The sequence below is a fragment of the Cobetia sp. PDI-12MA genome, from assembly GCF_059507695.1.
Map to the genome: position 1 here is coordinate 151,880 of NZ_CM183351.1, position 16,835 is coordinate 168,714.

Sequence of the window (16,835 nt, forward strand, 5' to 3'; positions counted from 1 at the left end):
GCACGACGTTTGACCCCTGCGCAGGCAGGGGACCACCCGCAACCGCGACGCGGGAGGGGATATGCAGGCTGAAGAGACCTCTCCACAGGTCCGCAGGCCACGCGCACATGCCGCCCGGATGACCCACAAGGTCTCCGGGCGTCTTGCGTTGCGTCAGGCGATGCCGCTGGCCTGCCTGAGTGCCCTGCTGACCTGTCTGGCCAGCCTGCTGTGGGGGGCTGGCGATATCGGCCCCTGGCAGGCACTGCAGGTGCTGGCCGGACAGGGCAGTGATCAGGCGCGCTTCGTGGTGCTCGAGCTGCGCGCGCCGCGTACCCTGATTGGCATGGTGGTCGGCATGATGCTCGCCTGTGGCGGCGCCCTGATGCAGGTGGTAGCACGCAACCCGCTGGCGGAGCCGGGCTTGCTGGGCGTGAGTGCCGGGGCCTCCTTTGCCGTGGCCGTGGCGTTGCTGCTGGGGATGGAAGCGGCCGGCATGCACGTGATGGTGGCGCAGAGTGGTGCGCTGATGGGGTGTCTGTTCGTGATGAGCACCGTGAGAATGAGCGGCGCACGTCAGGACCCGGTACGACTGGTGCTGGCCGGTGCGGCGTTGTCGAGCCTGCTGGTGGCGCTGACGTCTCTGGCCTTGCTGATCGATCAGCGCGCGGCCGATGAGATCCGCTTCTGGGTGATCGGCAGTCTGGCCGGACGCTCGCTGGAGGCGCTTTACAGCAGCATGCCCAGTATCCTGATCTCGCTGCTGCTGACGCTGTGGCTGGCGCGGCCGCTCTCCGCGATGGTGCTGGGTGAGCAGGTCGCCAGTGGCCTGGGCCATCATCCCAAGCGCGTGCGCAAGGTCGCGATCCTGGTGGTGGCTCTGCTGGTCGGTGCCGCGACGGCACTGGCCGGACCAGTGGCCTTCGTTGGCCTCGCCGTGCCCTATGTGGCGCGTGCGCTGTGCGGCGCCGATGTCCGGCGTACGCTGTGGCTGTGCCTGCCGCTTGGGGTGACCATGCTGCTGAGCGCCGATGTGGTCTCGCGACTGGTCGTGCCGCCTTCGGAGCTGCCGCTTGGGGTACTGACGACCCTGATGGGCGCGCCCGTGCTGATTGCCGTGGTGCGTGCCCGTCGTCTGCCCACCCTGTAGTGGCTGGTGCCTCTGGCGCTTGCGGCGTGAACGATGATGGAGGCCAGGCTGGTGCGCATGCCGGCGCCATCGCCTCATTGCTTGAATCGACCGGCCCTGTCAGGCGTTGTCCTGACAGGGCCTTGTTTGGAATCGCTGATGTCTAGACTTTCACCGCTTGATCTCCTTCGCTCGGCCCCCACCGGCACGCTCTGGTGGCGACATGGCAAGCTGTCCCTGCTGCTGTTGCGTGCGCCGTTGCTGGCGGCCGGGATACTGTTGCTGGCACTGCTGATGGCCAGTGTCGCCTCGCTGATGCTGGGCAGTGCCGGCCTTGGGCCGTGGGATGCCTTCAAGGCGGCCTTCGGGCACGGCGAGTTCGCTACCGTCTTCGTGGTGCAGGAGCTGCGTCTGCCACGACTGCTGGCCGGCATCTCCACGGGTGCTGCCTTCTCGCTGGCGGGCTGTCTGATGCAGACCCTGGCCGGTAACCGTCTGGCGACGCCGGGCATCATCGGTATCGACAATGGCGCGACCGCCTTCGCGGTGGCCTCCGTGGTCGGGATGGGGATCTCGCTGGCGCCGCCGGTCATGGCGCTGAGCGGTGCCGTGATCGCCACTGCGCTGGCTTTCGGGCTCTCCGGCGGCATCGGCACGCGCGGGTATCGCTTCCTGGTCGCCGGCATCGGGGTCGGGGCGCTGTTCGGTGCCGGGACGCAGCTGATGTTGGCAAGAGTCTCCATCGATGTCGCCAACAGTGCCTATCCGTGGACGGTTGGCAGCCTCAATGCGCGTGATGCCGATTCGCTCACCTGGCTAGGGCTGACCTTGCTGATCGGCGTGTCGATCGCTCTCTGGTTGGGGCGCGGGCTGAATACGCTGCGCTTCACCGACCGCGTGGCGATCGGACTGGGACAGCCGGTGTCGCGTGTGCGCCTGATCACGCTGTGGCTGTCGGTCGTGCTGACGGCGGCGGCCGTCGCAGTGGCCGGGCCGGTAGGCATGGTGGCGCTGGTGGGCCCCGAGATCGCACGCTACCTGTCGCGCCACAAGGGCGTACCGCTGCTGGCCTCGGCGCTGGCCGGCGCGCTGGTGATGGTGCTGGCAGACCTCGCCGGGCGTACCCTGCTGTCGCCGCTGGAAATCCCGGTCGGTATCGTGATGGCCGTGGTCGGCAGCCCTTATCTGCTGTGGATACTGCTGCGCAGCCCGCGCTAGCCGTTGCCCCTATTATCCTGCTGAGCGGCTCAGGGCCAGCCCTTGCCGCTCAGCGTCGCACGACATGTTTCAGCGGCTGATGATGTTCCAGCGGCCGATGATGTTTCAGGAGAGTGCGCCATGAGCGCTGAGACGATGCTTGATCCGCGAGCGATGAATTCCCCGGCCGATCGCCACGACGCGGCTACCACCGACACCCTGCGAGCGAATGAGCTGTCGCTCGGCTATGGCGCGCGCCAGCGGCATGTCACCGTGATCGATTCGCTGACCCTGGGGTTGCCCGACGGCAAGGTGACGGCGATCGTCGGGCCCAACGGCTGTGGCAAGTCGACACTGCTGGCAGGGCTGGCTCGTCTGCAACTGCCTGAGTCAGGCGCGGTGTTGCTGGAGGGCAAGGACATTCACGCCTACAAGCGGCGCGAGGTGGCGCAGCGCATCGCCCTGCTGCCCCAGGAGACGCATTCGCCCGAGGGGGTGACGGTGCATGAGCTGGTGCGCTTTGGCCGCCAGCCCTATCAGGGCGCGCTGAGCCAGTGGTCTGAGGAGGATCAGCGTCTGGTGGCCGAGGCAATGGCAGCCGCTGATATCGAAAGCCTGGCGGACCGTGAGCTTGCCTCGATGTCCGGTGGGCAGCGTCAGCGCGCCTGGATCGCCATGGCGCTGGCGCAGCAGACACCCTTGCTGCTGCTGGATGAGCCGACCTCGGCGCTGGATCTCGGTCACCAGATCGAAGTCTTCGAGCTGATCCAGCGTCTGGCCCATGAAGAGGGCAAGACCATCGTGATGGTGGTGCATGACCTGGCCAGCGCCTGCCGCTATGCCGACCACATCGTGGCCATGCACGCAGGCCAGGTGATCGCCAGCGGCGCGCCCGCCGAGGTGGTGACGCCGGAGCTGGTGCGCAAGCTCTATGGGGTCGAGTGTCGCCTGATTCCCGATCCGGACACCGGCACGCCGCTGCTGATTGGCGTGCGGCGCACCAGCGAGCGCCTGAGCGGCAGCGCGACCTGAGCCCGGGGGCGGCGGACGCTGTGACGCCTGCGTAGCTCGCTGCCGGGCCTTGTGCAGGCCTGAAAGAGGGGCTTGAGAAGGACTGAGAGGGCGGCTTGAGAGGGTGACTTGAGAGGGCGTTCTGCCTCTGACGGAAAATGCCAACCAGAACAGATCGCCCACAAACAGAAAGGCCTCCCCGAAGGGAGGCCTTTCTGTCACGGATATGGTGGAGGCGACGGGAGTCGAACCCGTGTCCGCCGGCACTCCGCCTTCGGCTCTACATGCTTAGTTTCATTTTTTGATTTAACACCACTGCCGCCAATGAACAGGCTACAGCGATGCGATTCTCTGAGTTTTAATCTCGACCTTAGAGACGTCGGCCAAGACGATCCTGTTTATACGGGCTCGTTCTCCATCCACCTTGAACAGGCGCAACGGTTTCAGGAGCAGCTTATGCAGCTAGAGCGTAGTTGTCGTCGTTTGCGACTATATATTTGCAACGTTTTATTTACGAGATACGTTACGATCTCGGCATGCACCTCAGGGTTTGCCACCAGCGTCGAATGCCAGAACGCCCCCATAACAGTGTTACCACTTTACTGCGTTGCTACGTCTTCATCATAACAGGTGGGGACTGTGCTACGCCAGTTCAAGTGTTCAGGAAAATTTCTGGCCTGACAGTAGCTTGCTGGCGTGAGCTCCCTCACGCTGCCCTCAGCGGTCGCGCAGGATACGGGCTTTCTGACGGTTCCAGTCGCGGTCCTTCTCGGTGGCACGCTTGTCGTGCAGCTTCTTGCCTTCCACCAGCGCGATCTCGCACTTCACGATCGCATTCTTCCAGTACAGCTTGACCGGCACACAGGTGTGGCCCTTGTCCTGGGTGCGCGAGAAGATGCGTGCAATCTGCTTCTTGTGCAACAGCAATTTGCGCGTGCGCTGCGGGTCCGCCACCGCGTGGGTATTGGCGGTTTCCAGCGGATGGATGTGGCAACCCAGCAGCCAGGCTTCGGCATTCTTGATCACGATATAGGTATCGGTCAGCTGGCCCTTGCCTGCGCGCAGCGCCTTCACTTCCCAGCCTGCCAGTACCAGACCCGCTTCGAAGGTTTCCTCGATGTGGTACTCGTGGCGTGCCTTCTTGTTCTGGGCGATCAGGTTGCCGCCCTGTTCGGGTTTCTTTTTCTTGCCCATGTTGCCTCATTTGTCGTGTGCGCCTGCCGTCATCCAGTGTGGATATGGCACATCCTTCTGGATGGGGGGAGGCGTGTTACCATTCAAGGCCAGACGGCACTTCGTGCGCCGGCCCATTGTTCATGATACGCATGCTGCGTATCCAAGTCAGCGGAGAGCTAGATGCCTACGGTCAACCGGTCTGCCCTGGTGCGGCATTCGGCCCGGGCAATGTTCGATCTGGTCAATGATTTCGAGCGTTATCCCGAATTCCTGTCCGGCTGCAGCAACGCGGAATTGCTGGAACGTGATGAGGACCATCTCAAGGGCAGGCTCACCCTGTCCAAGGCAGGCATGCAGCAGAGCTTCGTCACGCGCAATGACCTGTATGCCCCCGAGCGGATAGAGCTGAATCTGGTCGATGGCCCCTTCAAGCGTCTGCAGGGGACCTGGCTGTTCACGCCACTGGGCGAAGACGCCTGCAAGGTTTCACTGGAGATGGACTTCGAGTTCAGCAATCGTCTGCTGGGCATGGCGTTCGGCAAGCTGTTCAGCCAGGTCGCCGCTCAGATGGTCGAGGCCTTCACGCGCCGCGCTGACCAGATCTATACCCAGCGCTGACACATGGCCGTTGGCCAGGGTGGAACGCCGCGCAGGAGGTGTATATAAGGTGGCGAGAGCAAAGGAGCAGACATGACAGACAGAATCACGGTCGAGGTGGCCTATGCGCTGCCCGACAAGCAGAAGATCGTCTCGCTGGCGGTCGCCCCCGGCACCACGGCGCGCGAGGCCGTGCGCATGGCGCGCCTGGAGCAGCACTTTCCGACGATTTCCGCCGAGGTGTTTCTCGAGGCGGACCTGGGTATCTTCGGCAAGGCGCTGCGCAAGCCCGATGAGCATGTGCTGGACGCCGGGGATCGTGTCGAGGTCTATCGTGCCTTGATCACCGACCCCAAGCTTGCGCGCAAACGGCGCGCCGACAAGGCTGCTCGCGCCGGCCAGTAAGACGATGGCCGGCGAGAATCAAAAACAGCGGGGCACCTTGAGAGGTGCCCCGCTGTTTTTCCGGCTTGTCACTGAGTGAATAGGACAGTGATCAGCGCTCTTCAGGCAGGTCGGCTGCGCCTGCCTTGGATTCAGCACGGTTAGGCTGTGCCGCGCGAGGGTCGATGTCCAGGTCCGGCACGATGACGGTTTCCTGGTCGATGTCGCCACTCTTGTCGATGTTGGAGAGTGAATCGCCTGCGAAGGTCAACGTCACACGCTTGTTGATGATTTCGCCATCCGCTTTCTTGAGGCGATAGACGTAGTCCCAGCTATCCTCACTGAAGGGGGCGGTCAGCAGCGGTGAGCCCATCACGTAGATGACCTGTTCGCGGCTCATGCCCGGCTTCAATTGCTCGACCATTTCCGGCTTGATCAGGTTGCCCTGAGGAAGGTCGCGCTTGTAGACGCTGAAGTAGCTGCACCCGGTGAGCAGCGACAGGGCGCTGCAAAAGGCGACTGTTTTGATCAAGTTTTGCATTTGCCCTGAAGATTCCCTATCGTTTTGCCTTGGCCGATCATACCTGATACATCAAGCGACTGCGAAGAGTACCCCAGCATGGCCGATCAGAACCATGAACTGCGCAAGGCGGGACTCAAGGTGACCCTACCGCGAGTCAAGATCCTGCAGATCCTCGAGAAATCGACGGATCGACACCTGAGTGCCGAGGACGTGTACAAGGCGTTGCTTGAGGCTGGCGAAGATGTCGGTCTGGCGACGGTTTATCGTGTGCTCACCCAGTTTGAGACAGCGGGACTGGTGATGCGCCACAACTTCGATGGCGGTCACGCTGTCTTCGAACTGTCCCAGGAAGAACACCATGACCACATGGTATGTCTGGACAGCGGCGAGATCATAGAGTTCTGTGATCCCGAGATCGAGCGCCGTCAGCGCGAGATCGTCGAGGAGCACGGCTATGAGCTGGTCGAGCATGCGCTAGTGCTCTACGTGCGCCCCAAGGGTGACAAGAGCGATAGCTGACGCGGGTTGCGTCAGGGATGACGTGGCCGGAGAGCCTTCTCCGGCCAGAGACACGAACGGCCGCCCTCAAGGGCGGCCGTTCGTGTCTCTGGCGTTCATTTTTCCTCGATCCATGACTCCAGCGCTCGTCTTGCCGGGGAGTGTCATTGGACGAATGGACGTCAGCAGCGGTGCATGGAGGTCGACGGCAGCGTTCAGTGGCGGCTGTCGGCAGCGCCCAGCATCTCGCGGGCATGGGCGAGGGTCTGCTCGGAAAGGTGAATGCCGCCCAGCATGCGTGCCAGCTCGCGCACGCGGCCGCTTTCATCCAGCAGCGCCATGTGGGTGCGGGTCGTGTCCTTCTCTGCCTGCTTCTCTATATGCAGGTGCTGATGCGCCTGTGCGGCGACCTGCGGCAGGTGAGTGACGGTCAGCACCTGACCCTTGTCGCCCAGCCGACGCAACAGTTGACCGACGATCTCGGCAGTGGCGCCGGAGATGCCGACATCGACTTCATCGAAGACCAGGCTGGGGATGGTCGAGCGACTGGCGGCCACGACCTGGATCGCCAGCGACACACGCGAGAGCTCGCCGCCGGAGGCGACCTTGGCCAGCGCACGTGGCGGCTGGCCCGGGTTGGCGCTGATGCGGAAGTGGATACGCTCCATGCCTTCCGGTTGCGGACGCTCCCGCGCCTCGATGGCGACCTCGAAGGTGGCCTTGCCCATGCCCAGGAAGGCCAGCTGATCCTGGATGTCGCTGGCCAGTTGCGGGGCGGCAGTGGCGCGTCTGGCGCTCACCTCACTCGCCAGCCCCTTCCAGGCCTCGCGACGCTGAGCCACTTCTTCGCGCAAGGCTTCGATGGCCTCCTCATCGCCACCCAGGCCGTCGAGTTCTTCGCTCAGGCGCTGATGAAGGCCATGCAGCTCGTCCGGCATCACATGATGCTTGCGCGCGATATGATGGATGCGGCTCAGGCGCTCATCGACGAAGGCGAGGCGCTCGGGGTCGAGTTCGGTGACTTCCACGAAGCGGTGCAGCTCACGCGCCGCTTCCTCTATCTGGATGCGCGCTTCCTCGAGCATGCCCAGCGCACTGGCCAGTGAGCCGTGCTCGTTGCCCGGCAGATGCGCCAGGCGGGCCAGGGCCTGGTTGAGGCGAGACAGCGCACCTTCTTCGTCGTGATCACAGCACTCGGCGGCGGACTGCGCCTCGGCCAGAATCTGCTCGGCATTGGCCAGCGTTTCCTGCTCCTGCTCCAGGGCTTCCAGTTCCCCTTCGCATAGCGCCAGTTCATCGAGCTCCTCGACCTGATAGCGCAGCAGCTGGCGGCGCGCACGCACTTCATCGCCATCATTGCTCATGCGCTTGAGACGACGATGCGCCTCCTGCCAGTGACGGAAGTCCTCGCGCAGCTGGGCGGCCTGAGTCTCCAGGCCCGCATATTCGTCGAGCTGACGCAGGTGCGTCTCTTCCTTGAGCAGGGAGTGATGGGCGTGCTGGGAGTGGATGTCGATCAGGTGCTCGCCCAGCTCGCGAAGGTCGGCGATGGTGCAGGGTGTGCCGTTGATCCAGGCCTTTGAGCGGCCGCTGGCGGTGATGACGCGACGCAGCAGGCAGTCGTCGCTGCCTAGTTCGCGTTCATCCAGCCACTGGCGAGCGTCGTCAAGCTCACTGATATCGAAGCGCGCGATGAGGTCGGCGCGGTCGGCGCCATGGCGCACGCTGCCGGCATCGGCACGCTCGCCCAGGCACAGGCCGAGGGCGCCGAGCAGGATGGACTTGCCGGCACCGGTCTCGCCGGTGATGGCGGTCATGCCGCGGCGGAAATCGAGTTCCAGCGTTTCGACGATGGCAAAATCTTGGATGGCGAGTTGCAGCAGCATGACTACCTCCGAGGGGGGCTTTGACGTACGCCGTGCTGGGGGAACATCAGCGGACCCGGACTCGATGGGCGGGCTACGGTGTCGCCATACAGTATGTTTATACAGTGATCATGGCTTTTTATACAGCACGTTCGGGTGGCCTTCAATCCATGCCGGGTTCAGTGGGGAGAAAAGCCCGCGGCAAGGCTTGAGAAGCGATGTGCTGTCCCCATATAGAGGCACTGACACTTTCAGTCGGCAGCAATGGCCTGGCCTTGCTGCCTCTCAAGGCAACTCATGGCCTGTCTGTCAGCCAGTGCGTGTGATGCTTCGCGACACGCTCAGCAGGCCACGAATCAGGGCAATGGCGCATAGACGCCGGCCCGCAGGAGATCAGCATGGCTCAGGACCCGCAGACCCCGATGGATGAAGAGCTTCAGCGTGCCGCTCGCGATGCCGAGCCGCAGCCGGAAACGCCGGAAGGTGAAGTGATCGACAACGTACTGGATGCCGACGATACCGGCGGCGAAGGTACTCTGGTGGACAACCCGGAAGCCGAGATGCTGGCCGCTCAGGTCGAAGAGCTTGAGCAGGCCGTGAAGGAAGCCAAGGACCAGGCGCTGCGCGCGGCTGCCGATGCGCAGAACGCGCGCCGTCGTGCCGAGCAGGACGCCGAGAAGGCGCGCAAGTTCGCGCTGGAGAAGTTCGTCAAGGAAATGCTGCCGGTGGTGGATTCCCTCGAGAAGGCGCTGGAATCCATGTCGGGTGACGAAGCGGCCAAGACCCACGTCGAAGGCATCGAGATGACCTTGAAAATGCAGCTGGATGCCCTGAACAAGTCAGGCGTCGAGCAGCTGGACCCGCACGGCGAGCCCTTCGATCCGGAATACCATCAGGCTGTCGCCATGGTGCCGTCCCCGGACGCGGAACCGAACAGCGTCATCGACGTGATGCAGAAGGGTTACACCCTCAATGGCCGCCTGGTGCGTCCGGCGATGGTGGCAGTCAGCAAGGCCTCATGAGGCCTGCGCGCTCCCAGCGCCCAGTCGGCGTTGGATCGCGCCCTGTGGGGGCTCAGGGCGATCCGGCCCGGGAAAATTTGCCCGGCCGGGTCTTGAAACCCTGACACGCGACCCCATCTAGAGAAACAAGTTCAGGCACCGACACAAGGTGCCGACATCCAGACTTATCTTTCAGGCTAGCAATAGATTCGAGGTATACGATTATGGGACGCATCATCGGTATTGACTTGGGTACTACCAACTCCTGTGTGGCAGTGCTCGACGGCGAGAAAACCAAGGTCATCGAAAACGCTGAAGGCGGTCGCACCACACCGTCCATCATCGCTTACACCGACGACAACGAGATTCTGGTCGGCCAGTCGGCCAAGCGTCAGGCAGTGACCAACCCGGAGAACACCCTCTTCGCGGTCAAGCGTCTGATCGGTCGCAAGTTCAAGGATGATGTGGTTCAGAAAGACATCAAGATGGTGCCGTACAAGATTGTCGAAGCCGACAACGGCGACGCCTGGGTGCAGGTGAAAGACAAGAAGATGGCACCGCCGCAGATCAGTGCGGAAATCCTCAAGAAGATGAAGAAGACCGCGGAAGACTACCTCGGTGAAGAAGTCACCGAAGCCGTCATCACCGTTCCGGCCTACTTCAACGATTCCCAGCGTCAGGCGACCAAGGATGCCGGCCGCATCGCGGGTCTCGACGTCAAGCGCATCATCAACGAGCCGACTGCCGCAGCCCTCGCCTACGGCATGGACAAGTCCCGTGGTGACAAGACCATCGCGGTCTACGACCTGGGCGGCGGTACCTTCGATATCTCCATCATCGAAGTCGCCGACGTCGACGGTGAGACCCAGTTCGAAGTGCTCGCCACCAACGGCGACACCTTCCTGGGCGGTGAAGATTTCGACATGCACCTGATCAACTACCTGGTTGACCAGTTCAAGGCAGACAGCGGTATCGACCTGTCCGGCGACAACCTCGCCATGCAGCGTCTGAAGGAAGCCGCCGAGAAGGCCAAGATCGAACTGTCCAGCGCTCAGCAGACCGACGTGAACCTGCCGTACATCACGGCTGACAACACCGGTCCGAAGCACCTGAACGTCAAGGTGACTCGTTCCAAGCTCGAGTCTCTGGTCGACGACCTGGTCGCACGCTCCCTGAAGCCGTGCCAGACCGCGCTGTCCGACGCCGGCCTGTCCGCCTCCGAGATCGACGATGTCATCCTGGTCGGTGGTCAGACCCGCATGCCGCTGGTGCAGTCCAAGGTAGCCGAGTTCTTCGGCAAGGAAGCACGCAAGGACGTCAACCCGGATGAAGCGGTCGCTGTCGGTGCCGGCATCCAGGGCGGCGTGCTGGGCGGTGACGTCAAGGACGTGCTGCTGCTGGACGTGACGCCGCTGACCCTCGGTATCGAGACCATGGGTGGCGTGCTGACGCCGCTGATCGAGAAGAACACCACCATCCCGACCAAGAAGTCTCAGGTGTTCTCCACCGCTGAAGACAACCAGGGCGCGGTGACCATCCACGTCCTGCAGGGTGAGCGCAAGCAGGCCGCGCAGAACAAGTCTCTGGGGCGCTTCGACCTGGCCGACATTCCGCCGGCACCGCGCGGTGTGCCACAGATCGAAGTCGCCTTCGATCTGGATGCCAACGGTATCCTGAACGTGTCCGCCAAGGACAAGGCGACCGGCAAGGAACAGTCCATCGTCATCAAGTCTTCCGGCGGCCTGTCCGACGACGAGATCGAGCAGATGGTGCGTGACGCGGAAGCCAACGCCGACGAAGACAAGAAGTTCGAGGAAATGGTCCAGCTGCGCAATCAGGCCGACGGCATGATTCACGCGACCAAGAAGACCCTGACCGAAGCCGGTGACAAGGCTGAAGCCAGCGAGAAGGAAGCCATCGAGACGGCGATCTCCGAGCTGGAAGAAGCCCTGAAAGGCGATGACAAGGATGCGATCCAGGCCAAGCTGGATGCACTGACCGAAGCGTCCGGCAACCTGGCGCAGAAGCTCTACGCCGAGCAGGGCGCCCAGGGTGAGCAGGCTGCCGAAGGTCAGGCTGGCAAGAAGCAGGACGACGACGTGGTTGACGCCGAGTACGAGGAAGTCAACGACGACAAGAAGTCCTGAGGGATTTCTTGAACGACGTCTGATGACAGCGCGGGAGCCTTGTGAAGGTGTCCCGCGTTGTCGTTTGCATCGGTGACGCCCTGCGCTAGCCGCGAGCCACCGGTGACAACCGGCATTCCAGAACAGACCGGCAGCCTCAGGCTGCCAGCAATCCAGGCGGACCTGATCCATGTCCAAGCGTGATTATTACGAAGTGCTTGGTGTCGAGCGTGGCGCCGACACCAAGGACATCAAGAAGGCGTACCGACGCCTGGCCCAGAAGCATCACCCGGACCGCAACCCGGATGATGAAACTTCGGCCGAGAAGTTCCGGGAAGTCTCTGAAGCCTACGAAGTGCTGTCCGACGCTGACAAGCGCGCCGCCTATGACCAGTTCGGTCATGCCGGTGTCGATGGTCAGGGCGGCGGCGGCTTCGGTGGCGGCGGCTTTGGCGGTGGTGGTGCCGGCGGCTTCGGCGATGTGTTCGGCGATGTCTTCGGTGACATCTTCGGTGGCGGCGGTGGTCGTCGCAACCCGAACGCTCCGCAGCGCGGCAGCGACCTGCGTTACAACCTGGATCTCGATCTGGAATCGGCGGTTGCCGGTACCACGGTCGACATCCGCGTGCCGCGTCTGGCGGCCTGTGACCACTGCGATGGCGATGGTGCCGAGCCGGGTTCCAGCAAGGAAACCTGCCCGACCTGCAATGGCATGGGCAAGGTGCGCATGCAGCAGGGCTTCTTCGCGGTCGAGCAGGCGTGTCCGACCTGCCACGGTCGTGGCGAGAAGATCAGCGTGCCGTGCCGCAAGTGTCACGGCGAAGGCCGCGTCCAGGAATCCAAGACCCTCTCGGTCAAGATTCCGCCGGGCGTCGATACTGGCGACCGCATCCGTCTGAATGGCGAAGGCGAGGGCGGTGTCAATGGCGGGCCGTCCGGTGATCTGTATGTGCAGGTCAACCTGCGCGAGCACGAGATCTTCAAGCGCGATGGTCGTCACCTGCAGTGTGAAGTGCCGATCAGCTTCGTCGATGCGGCGCTGGGCGGCGAGCTCAACGTGCCGACCCTCGACGGACGTGTCGTGCTGAAGATTCCGGCCGAGACCCAGACCGGCAAGCTGTTCCGCCTGCGCGGCAAGGGTGTCAAGCCGGTGCGCGGCGGCCCCGCGGGGGACTTGCTGTGCAAGGTGGTCATCGAGACCCCGGTCAGCCTGAATGAAGAGCAGAAGGAGCTGCTGCGTCAGTTCCAGCAGAGCCTCGGTGATACCGGCAAGAGCCATTCACCGAAGGAGAACAGCTTCTTCGATGGCGTGAAGAAGTTCTTCGAGGACATGAAGCCCTAGGCATTCGCCTTGCCATTCGCGGGCCAGTTCCGTGGATGGCCTTCATGCCAGAGAGCCCCGCACTCGACAATTCGAGTGCGGGGCTCTCGCGTTTCAGGCCCGGTGACTCAGCCAGGCAATCCAGTCCAGTGGCTCAATCCGGCAATTCAGTCCAGTAACGCAGCCCGGGGCATGGCTATTCCGGCGCTGATTCAGCCGTGAAGGCTTCTGGTTCGATGACCGCAAAGCAGCTCAGCAGCGTGGTCTGGAAGCTGCTGAAGTTGTCATCCGAGATCATCAGGAAGCGATTGCCTTCCAGATGCGTGAGCCCTTCGAAGTTGTCCAGCGACCAGCCGTCGCCGCTCGACAGGCGTGCCAGGGTGCGTACCTCGGCCTGGGTGCCGGGCTCGCCGAGATGCGCGCGGCGCAGACTGATCACCAGCGGGAAGGGCGGTGAGAAGGCGCGCTCCAGCATCAGCATGTCACCGTCGGGCAGCATCTCCATCGCGGTCAGGCTCGAGCCGGTGTCGCTGGCCAGCGGGTAGCTCCACTCGTGCTTGTCGTCGAGGCTGAAGATGCGCGTCATGCCCTCGCTCATGCCCTCGGGCGTGGCTTCCAGCCCGGCGAGCATGCCGTATTGCGGGTGCAGGGTCAGGGCCTCCATGCCGTTGTTGGGCGCCGCGCCACGCGCACCCATCGGGGTGAAGGGCTCGCTGACGGCCAGGCCGCTGGGCAGGAAGTGCTCGACACGTGGCTGCTGCTCGAAGCTGATCACCAGGCGGGAATCGCCGCGGCGGTCATTGTTCGCGCGCAGCAGCTGCAGGCCCTCGGCATCACTGAGGGCGCCGCGCAGCGAGACATCGGTCTCGTCGCGCAGGGTGTAGGTATTGAGCGCCTTGGCTCCGACCAGCTCGCCATGGCGGAAGGCGAGCCGCAGACGATGCAGCCAGCCGCGGTCCGACACGGCATACAGCAGTGACTCGTCCTGGTCCCAGCCGATGTCCGACAGGCCACCGACGGGAGTGTCATCCAGCCATTTGCCCGGCAGCCTGAGCGTGCCGCACCACTGGATTTCCGGGAACTCGCTCTTCTGCTCCGGCGATGCCAGCGTGTAGGGGCGCGGGTGGACGCCGCAGGCGCTCAACAGGCTGGCGAGCGCTGCGGTGACAGCGATGGTCTGGAGCATGCGCCAGCGGCGCGAGGCGAAGAATTGGCGTGCAGGCATGCTGACTCCGGAGACTGGGCGGTGAAGAGAAAAATGACGATCAACAGGAGACAACCCGGTACGAGGCTACTCTAGCGCGTAACCGGCACAAATACATGACGTCAGCCAACGCTGCAGGCGGCTGATATACTCGTGGCACAGCATAGGTGGCACGCTCGGGGCATGCTCGCGGGCTGTCACCCTCAAGACCCACAACAGGCAGGAGTCAGCATGACCCGTATCGCAATCATGGGCGTCGCCGGACGCATGGGACGCACGTTGGTCGAGGCCGTCGGTGCAGTGGAAGGTCTGACGCTGGCGGCGGGCATCGTCGAATCCGGCAGCTCCCTGGCGGGCGTCGACATCGGTGAGCTGGCCGGTCAGGGCCGTCTGGGCGTGGTCGCCAGCGACAGTCTGGCTGCCGTGGTGGATGACTTCGATGTGGTGATCGACTTCACCGCACCGCAGGTGACACTGGCCAACCTGGCGCTGTGCGCCGAGCACGGCAAGCGCATGGTGATCGGCACGACCGGTTTCACGCCGGAGCAGCTCGAGCAGCTGGATGGCTACCGTGACAGCGTGCCCTTCGTGTTCGCGGCCAACATGAGTTCCGGCGTCAACCTGACCCTCAAGCTGCTGGAGACCGCCGCGCGTGCCCTGGGCGATGCCGGCTATGACATCGAGATCATCGAGGCGCACCACCGTCACAAGGTCGATGCCCCGTCCGGCACGGCGCTGGCGATGGGCGAGGCCGTGGCACATTCCATCGGGCGTGATCTCGCCACCCATGGTGTCTTTGCGCGTGAAGGCCAGTGTGGCCCGCGTACCGACAAGGAAATCGGCTTCGCTACCGTGCGTGCCGGTGACATCGTCGGCGAGCACACCGTGATGTTCGCCACCGAAGGCGAGCGCATCGAGATCACCCACAAGGCGTCGAGCCGCATGACCTTCGCCAAGGGTGCGGCACGCGCGGCCGAATGGCTGTCAGGGCGTGAAGTCGGCCGCTATGACATGCAGGATGTGCTGGGGCTCAAGTGAGCGAAGTGGAGAGCAAAGGGGCAAGCGGAATGCAGAGCGAAGCGCTGAGATGACCGTCTGGCGACATTCAGGAGCATTTCTTGAAAGCTGTCTTGGTGGGCAGGATGCGGCGCAAGTGTGAGCCATTGGGGCCGCCTTGTGCCGCTGGACTGCCTCGCTTTGCAAGTGGTGTGCAGTGTACTGGCCCGGCCAAGGGTTTCGTCAAGCTGACCGCAGCGACGAAACGGCCGTATCGTGGGCCTTGTCGCCTGCTGGCGGGGCATGCGCGGGGTGGTCAGCACTCAAGGATTCCGGTAATCTCTACCCAATTTGGCCACGTTCTTGGCCGCCCTATTGGGCCGCCCTATTGGTTGCCGTTTTGGCAGCGCTCGGGCCAGCAGCATTCCGAAGAATGATAACAAGCGGGATGAAACCTGATTTTTCGGTTTCGTCCCGCTTTTTTGCAACCTGAATTTGCCGCTTCTGGCGCGCGTCTGTCCAGTGACAGGCGCCTGGCAGAAGTCGGCAGCGGGACACAGGCTCGGCGAATGCCGAGCACGATAATCAAGCAGCATGTCCGGTGTTCGACCGCGGATTCCGGGCAGGAAAGTGGACACTATGGGGAGGACGTTGCGTTGATCAAACCCGCGATACTGGCCTTGGAAGACGGCAGTGTATTTCACGGCAGCGCCATCGGTGCTGATGGGCAGACCAGCGGCGAGGTAGTGTTCAACACTGCCATGACCGGCTACCAGGAAATCCTGACCGATCCCTCCTACACCCGACAGATCGTCACTCTGACGTATCCGCACATCGGCAATACCGGCATCAACGACGAGGACACCGAGTCCGAGAGCGTCGCAGCCGCCGGCCTGGTCATCCGCGACCTCCCGCTGCTGGCCAGCAACTTCCGCTCCACTCGCTCCCTCGATCAGTACCTGCGCGACGAGAATGTCGTCGGCATCGCTGACATCGACACGCGTCGCCTGACGCGCATCCTGCGCGAGAAGGGTTCCCTGAACGGTGCCATCCTCGCCGGTGAAGATGCCCGGGGTGATGACGCCGTGGAACGCGCGCTGGAAGCGGCACGCGCCTTCCCGGGTCTGAAGGGCATGGACCTGGCCAAGGAAGCCTCCTGCAGCGAGCAGTTCGAGTGGCACGAAGGCGAATGGACACTGGGCGAAGGCTACGCCGATACCCGTGAGTCCGAACGCCCCTTCCACGTGGTCGCCTACGACTACGGCGTCAAGCACAACATCCTGCGCATGCTGGCCTCCCGCGGCTGCCGCCTGACCGTCGTGCCGGCGCAGACGCCTGCCGCTGAGGTGCTGGCGCTCAATCCGGATGGCATCTTCCTGTCCAACGGCCCGGGTGACCCCGAGCCCTGCGACTACGCCATCACGGCGATTCGTGAAGTGCTCGAGACCGACACGCCGGTCTTCGGCATCTGTCTGGGCCACCAGCTGCTGGCACTGGCCTCCGGCGCGACTACGGTCAAGATGGGCCACGGTCACCACGGTGCGAACCACCCGGTGCAGGGCCTCGACAGCGGTGTGGTGATGATCACCAGCCAGAACCACGGCTTCGCAGTGGATGAAGCGGGCATGCCCAGCAACCTGCGCGCGACCCACAAGTCGCTGTTTGACGGTAGCCTGCAGGGCATCGAGCGCACCGACCGCCCGGCCTTCAGCTTCCAGGGGCACCCGGAAGCCAGTCCCGGCCCGCAGGACGTCGCCCCGCTGTTCGATCGTTTCATCGAGATGATGCGCGCGCGACGCTGAGCCGAGCGCAGGCCCGAGGGCCTGAT

The 16,835-nt window shown here is 63.5% G+C and carries 15 protein-coding genes and 1 other RNA gene; 11 read left to right on the plus strand and 5 right to left on the minus strand.

Annotated features, from left to right (window positions below; translation table 11 throughout):
• Positions 1–160 precede the first annotated feature (160 nt).
• From AC5WNI_RS00700 to AC5WNI_RS00710, 3 genes are all read left to right on the plus strand, one after another.
• Complete coding sequence (locus AC5WNI_RS00700; protein WP_285460740.1) at positions 161–1,129, plus strand: FecCD family ABC transporter permease; 969 nt, start codon at positions 161–163, stop codon at positions 1,127–1,129.
• A gap of 138 nt (positions 1,130–1,267) precedes the next feature.
• Positions 1,268–2,326: a FecCD family ABC transporter permease gene (locus AC5WNI_RS00705; RefSeq protein WP_175089028.1), complete on the plus strand. Its 1,059-nt coding sequence runs from the start codon at positions 1,268–1,270 to the stop codon at positions 2,324–2,326.
• 153 nt (positions 2,327–2,479) lie between these two features.
• Entirely contained in the window at positions 2,480–3,337 is an 858-nt protein-coding gene (locus AC5WNI_RS00710) for an ABC transporter ATP-binding protein (protein WP_175089078.1), read from the plus strand.
• A 206-nt stretch (positions 3,338–3,543) separates the two neighbouring features.
• Here AC5WNI_RS00710 and ssrA read toward each other — a convergent pair.
• Both ssrA and smpB read right to left on the minus strand, forming a co-directional pair.
• Positions 3,544–3,898, minus strand: a transfer-messenger RNA (tmRNA) gene (ssrA, locus tag AC5WNI_RS00715).
• Positions 3,899–4,033: 135 nt separating this feature from the next.
• On the minus strand, positions 4,034–4,510 hold the full coding sequence (gene smpB / locus AC5WNI_RS00720) for an SsrA-binding protein SmpB (RefSeq protein WP_043333345.1): 477 nt from the start codon (positions 4,508–4,510) through the stop codon (positions 4,034–4,036).
• 162 nt (positions 4,511–4,672) lie between these two features.
• On the opposite strand from smpB, the gene AC5WNI_RS00725 reads away from it, so the two are divergent.
• Entirely contained in the window at positions 4,673–5,110 is a 438-nt protein-coding gene (locus AC5WNI_RS00725; protein WP_043333347.1) for a type II toxin-antitoxin system RatA family toxin, read from the plus strand.
• 72 nt (positions 5,111–5,182) lie between these two features.
• Positions 5,183–5,494 carry an RnfH family protein gene (locus AC5WNI_RS00730; protein WP_175089029.1) on the plus strand — a complete coding sequence of 104 codons (312 nt, stop codon included), beginning with the start codon at positions 5,183–5,185 and terminating at the stop codon, positions 5,492–5,494.
• A 91-nt stretch (positions 5,495–5,585) separates the two neighbouring features.
• On the opposite strand, the gene AC5WNI_RS00735 is transcribed toward AC5WNI_RS00730, so the two are convergent.
• Positions 5,586–6,014, minus strand: coding sequence for an outer membrane protein assembly factor BamE (locus tag AC5WNI_RS00735; RefSeq protein WP_166019032.1), 429 nt, complete (start codon positions 6,012–6,014; stop codon positions 5,586–5,588).
• Positions 6,015–6,092: 78 nt separating this feature from the next.
• Between AC5WNI_RS00735 and fur the strand changes: the two genes are divergently transcribed.
• Positions 6,093–6,515, plus strand: coding sequence for a ferric iron uptake transcriptional regulator (fur, locus tag AC5WNI_RS00740; RefSeq protein ID WP_043333352.1), 423 nt, complete (start codon positions 6,093–6,095; stop codon positions 6,513–6,515).
• A gap of 194 nt (positions 6,516–6,709) precedes the next feature.
• On the opposite strand, the gene recN is transcribed toward fur, so the two are convergent.
• Positions 6,710–8,380, minus strand: coding sequence for a DNA repair protein RecN (gene recN / locus AC5WNI_RS00745; protein WP_175089030.1), 1,671 nt, complete (start codon positions 8,378–8,380; stop codon positions 6,710–6,712).
• Between the two features lie 377 nt (positions 8,381–8,757).
• On the opposite strand from recN, the gene grpE reads away from it, so the two are divergent.
• The 3 genes from grpE (at position 8,758) to dnaJ (ending at position 12,828) form a co-directional block, all read left to right on the plus strand.
• Positions 8,758–9,381, plus strand: coding sequence for a nucleotide exchange factor GrpE (grpE, locus tag AC5WNI_RS00750; protein WP_175089031.1), 624 nt, complete (start codon positions 8,758–8,760; stop codon positions 9,379–9,381).
• 203 nt (positions 9,382–9,584) lie between these two features.
• Complete coding sequence (gene dnaK, locus AC5WNI_RS00755; protein WP_175089032.1) at positions 9,585–11,507, plus strand: molecular chaperone DnaK; 1,923 nt, start codon at positions 9,585–9,587, stop codon at positions 11,505–11,507.
• Between the two features lie 169 nt (positions 11,508–11,676).
• Positions 11,677–12,828, plus strand: coding sequence for a molecular chaperone DnaJ (dnaJ, locus tag AC5WNI_RS00760; protein ID WP_175089033.1), 1,152 nt, complete (start codon positions 11,677–11,679; stop codon positions 12,826–12,828).
• Positions 12,829–13,003: 175 nt separating this feature from the next.
• Here the strand turns inward: dnaJ and AC5WNI_RS00765 are convergent, their stop codons facing one another.
• Positions 13,004–14,032 (minus strand): esterase-like activity of phytase family protein, encoded by a 1,029-nt coding sequence (locus AC5WNI_RS00765; RefSeq protein ID WP_175089034.1) that lies wholly within the window; start codon positions 14,030–14,032, stop codon positions 13,004–13,006.
• A gap of 210 nt (positions 14,033–14,242) precedes the next feature.
• On the opposite strand from AC5WNI_RS00765, the gene dapB reads away from it, so the two are divergent.
• Together dapB and carA are read left to right on the plus strand one after the other, a co-directional pair.
• The gene (gene dapB / locus AC5WNI_RS00770) at positions 14,243–15,049 is read left to right on the plus strand and encodes a 4-hydroxy-tetrahydrodipicolinate reductase (protein ID WP_043333367.1); all 807 of its coding nucleotides are present in this window, start codon (positions 14,243–14,245) and stop codon (positions 15,047–15,049) included.
• 614 nt (positions 15,050–15,663) lie between these two features.
• Positions 15,664–16,809, plus strand: coding sequence for a glutamine-hydrolyzing carbamoyl-phosphate synthase small subunit (carA, locus tag AC5WNI_RS00775; protein ID WP_175089035.1), 1,146 nt, complete (start codon positions 15,664–15,666; stop codon positions 16,807–16,809).
• Positions 16,810–16,835 lie beyond the last annotated feature (26 nt).

Coding starts and splice junctions, on each gene's coding strand:
- AC5WNI_RS00700 (WP_285460740.1), top strand. CDS start 161: ATGCCGCTGGCCTGCCTGAGTGCCCTGCTGACCTGTCTGGCCAGCCTG.
- AC5WNI_RS00705 (WP_175089028.1), top strand. CDS start 1,268: ATGTCTAGACTTTCACCGCTTGATCTCCTTCGCTCGGCCCCCACCGGC.
- AC5WNI_RS00710 (WP_175089078.1), top strand. CDS start 2,480: ATGAATTCCCCGGCCGATCGCCACGACGCGGCTACCACCGACACCCTG.
- smpB (WP_043333345.1), bottom strand. CDS start 4,510: ATGGGCAAGAAAAAGAAACCCGAACAGGGCGGCAACCTGATCGCCCAG.
- AC5WNI_RS00725 (WP_043333347.1), top strand. CDS start 4,673: ATGCCTACGGTCAACCGGTCTGCCCTGGTGCGGCATTCGGCCCGGGCA.
- AC5WNI_RS00730 (WP_175089029.1), top strand. CDS start 5,183: ATGACAGACAGAATCACGGTCGAGGTGGCCTATGCGCTGCCCGACAAG.
- AC5WNI_RS00735 (WP_166019032.1), bottom strand. CDS start 6,014: ATGCAAAACTTGATCAAAACAGTCGCCTTTTGCAGCGCCCTGTCGCTG.
- fur (WP_043333352.1), top strand. CDS start 6,093: ATGGCCGATCAGAACCATGAACTGCGCAAGGCGGGACTCAAGGTGACC.
- recN (WP_175089030.1), bottom strand. CDS start 8,380: ATGCTGCTGCAACTCGCCATCCAAGATTTTGCCATCGTCGAAACGCTG.
- grpE (WP_175089031.1), top strand. CDS start 8,758: ATGGCTCAGGACCCGCAGACCCCGATGGATGAAGAGCTTCAGCGTGCC.
- dnaK (WP_175089032.1), top strand. CDS start 9,585: ATGGGACGCATCATCGGTATTGACTTGGGTACTACCAACTCCTGTGTG.
- dnaJ (WP_175089033.1), top strand. CDS start 11,677: ATGTCCAAGCGTGATTATTACGAAGTGCTTGGTGTCGAGCGTGGCGCC.
- AC5WNI_RS00765 (WP_175089034.1), bottom strand. CDS start 14,032: ATGCCTGCACGCCAATTCTTCGCCTCGCGCCGCTGGCGCATGCTCCAG.
- dapB (WP_043333367.1), top strand. CDS start 14,243: ATGACCCGTATCGCAATCATGGGCGTCGCCGGACGCATGGGACGCACG.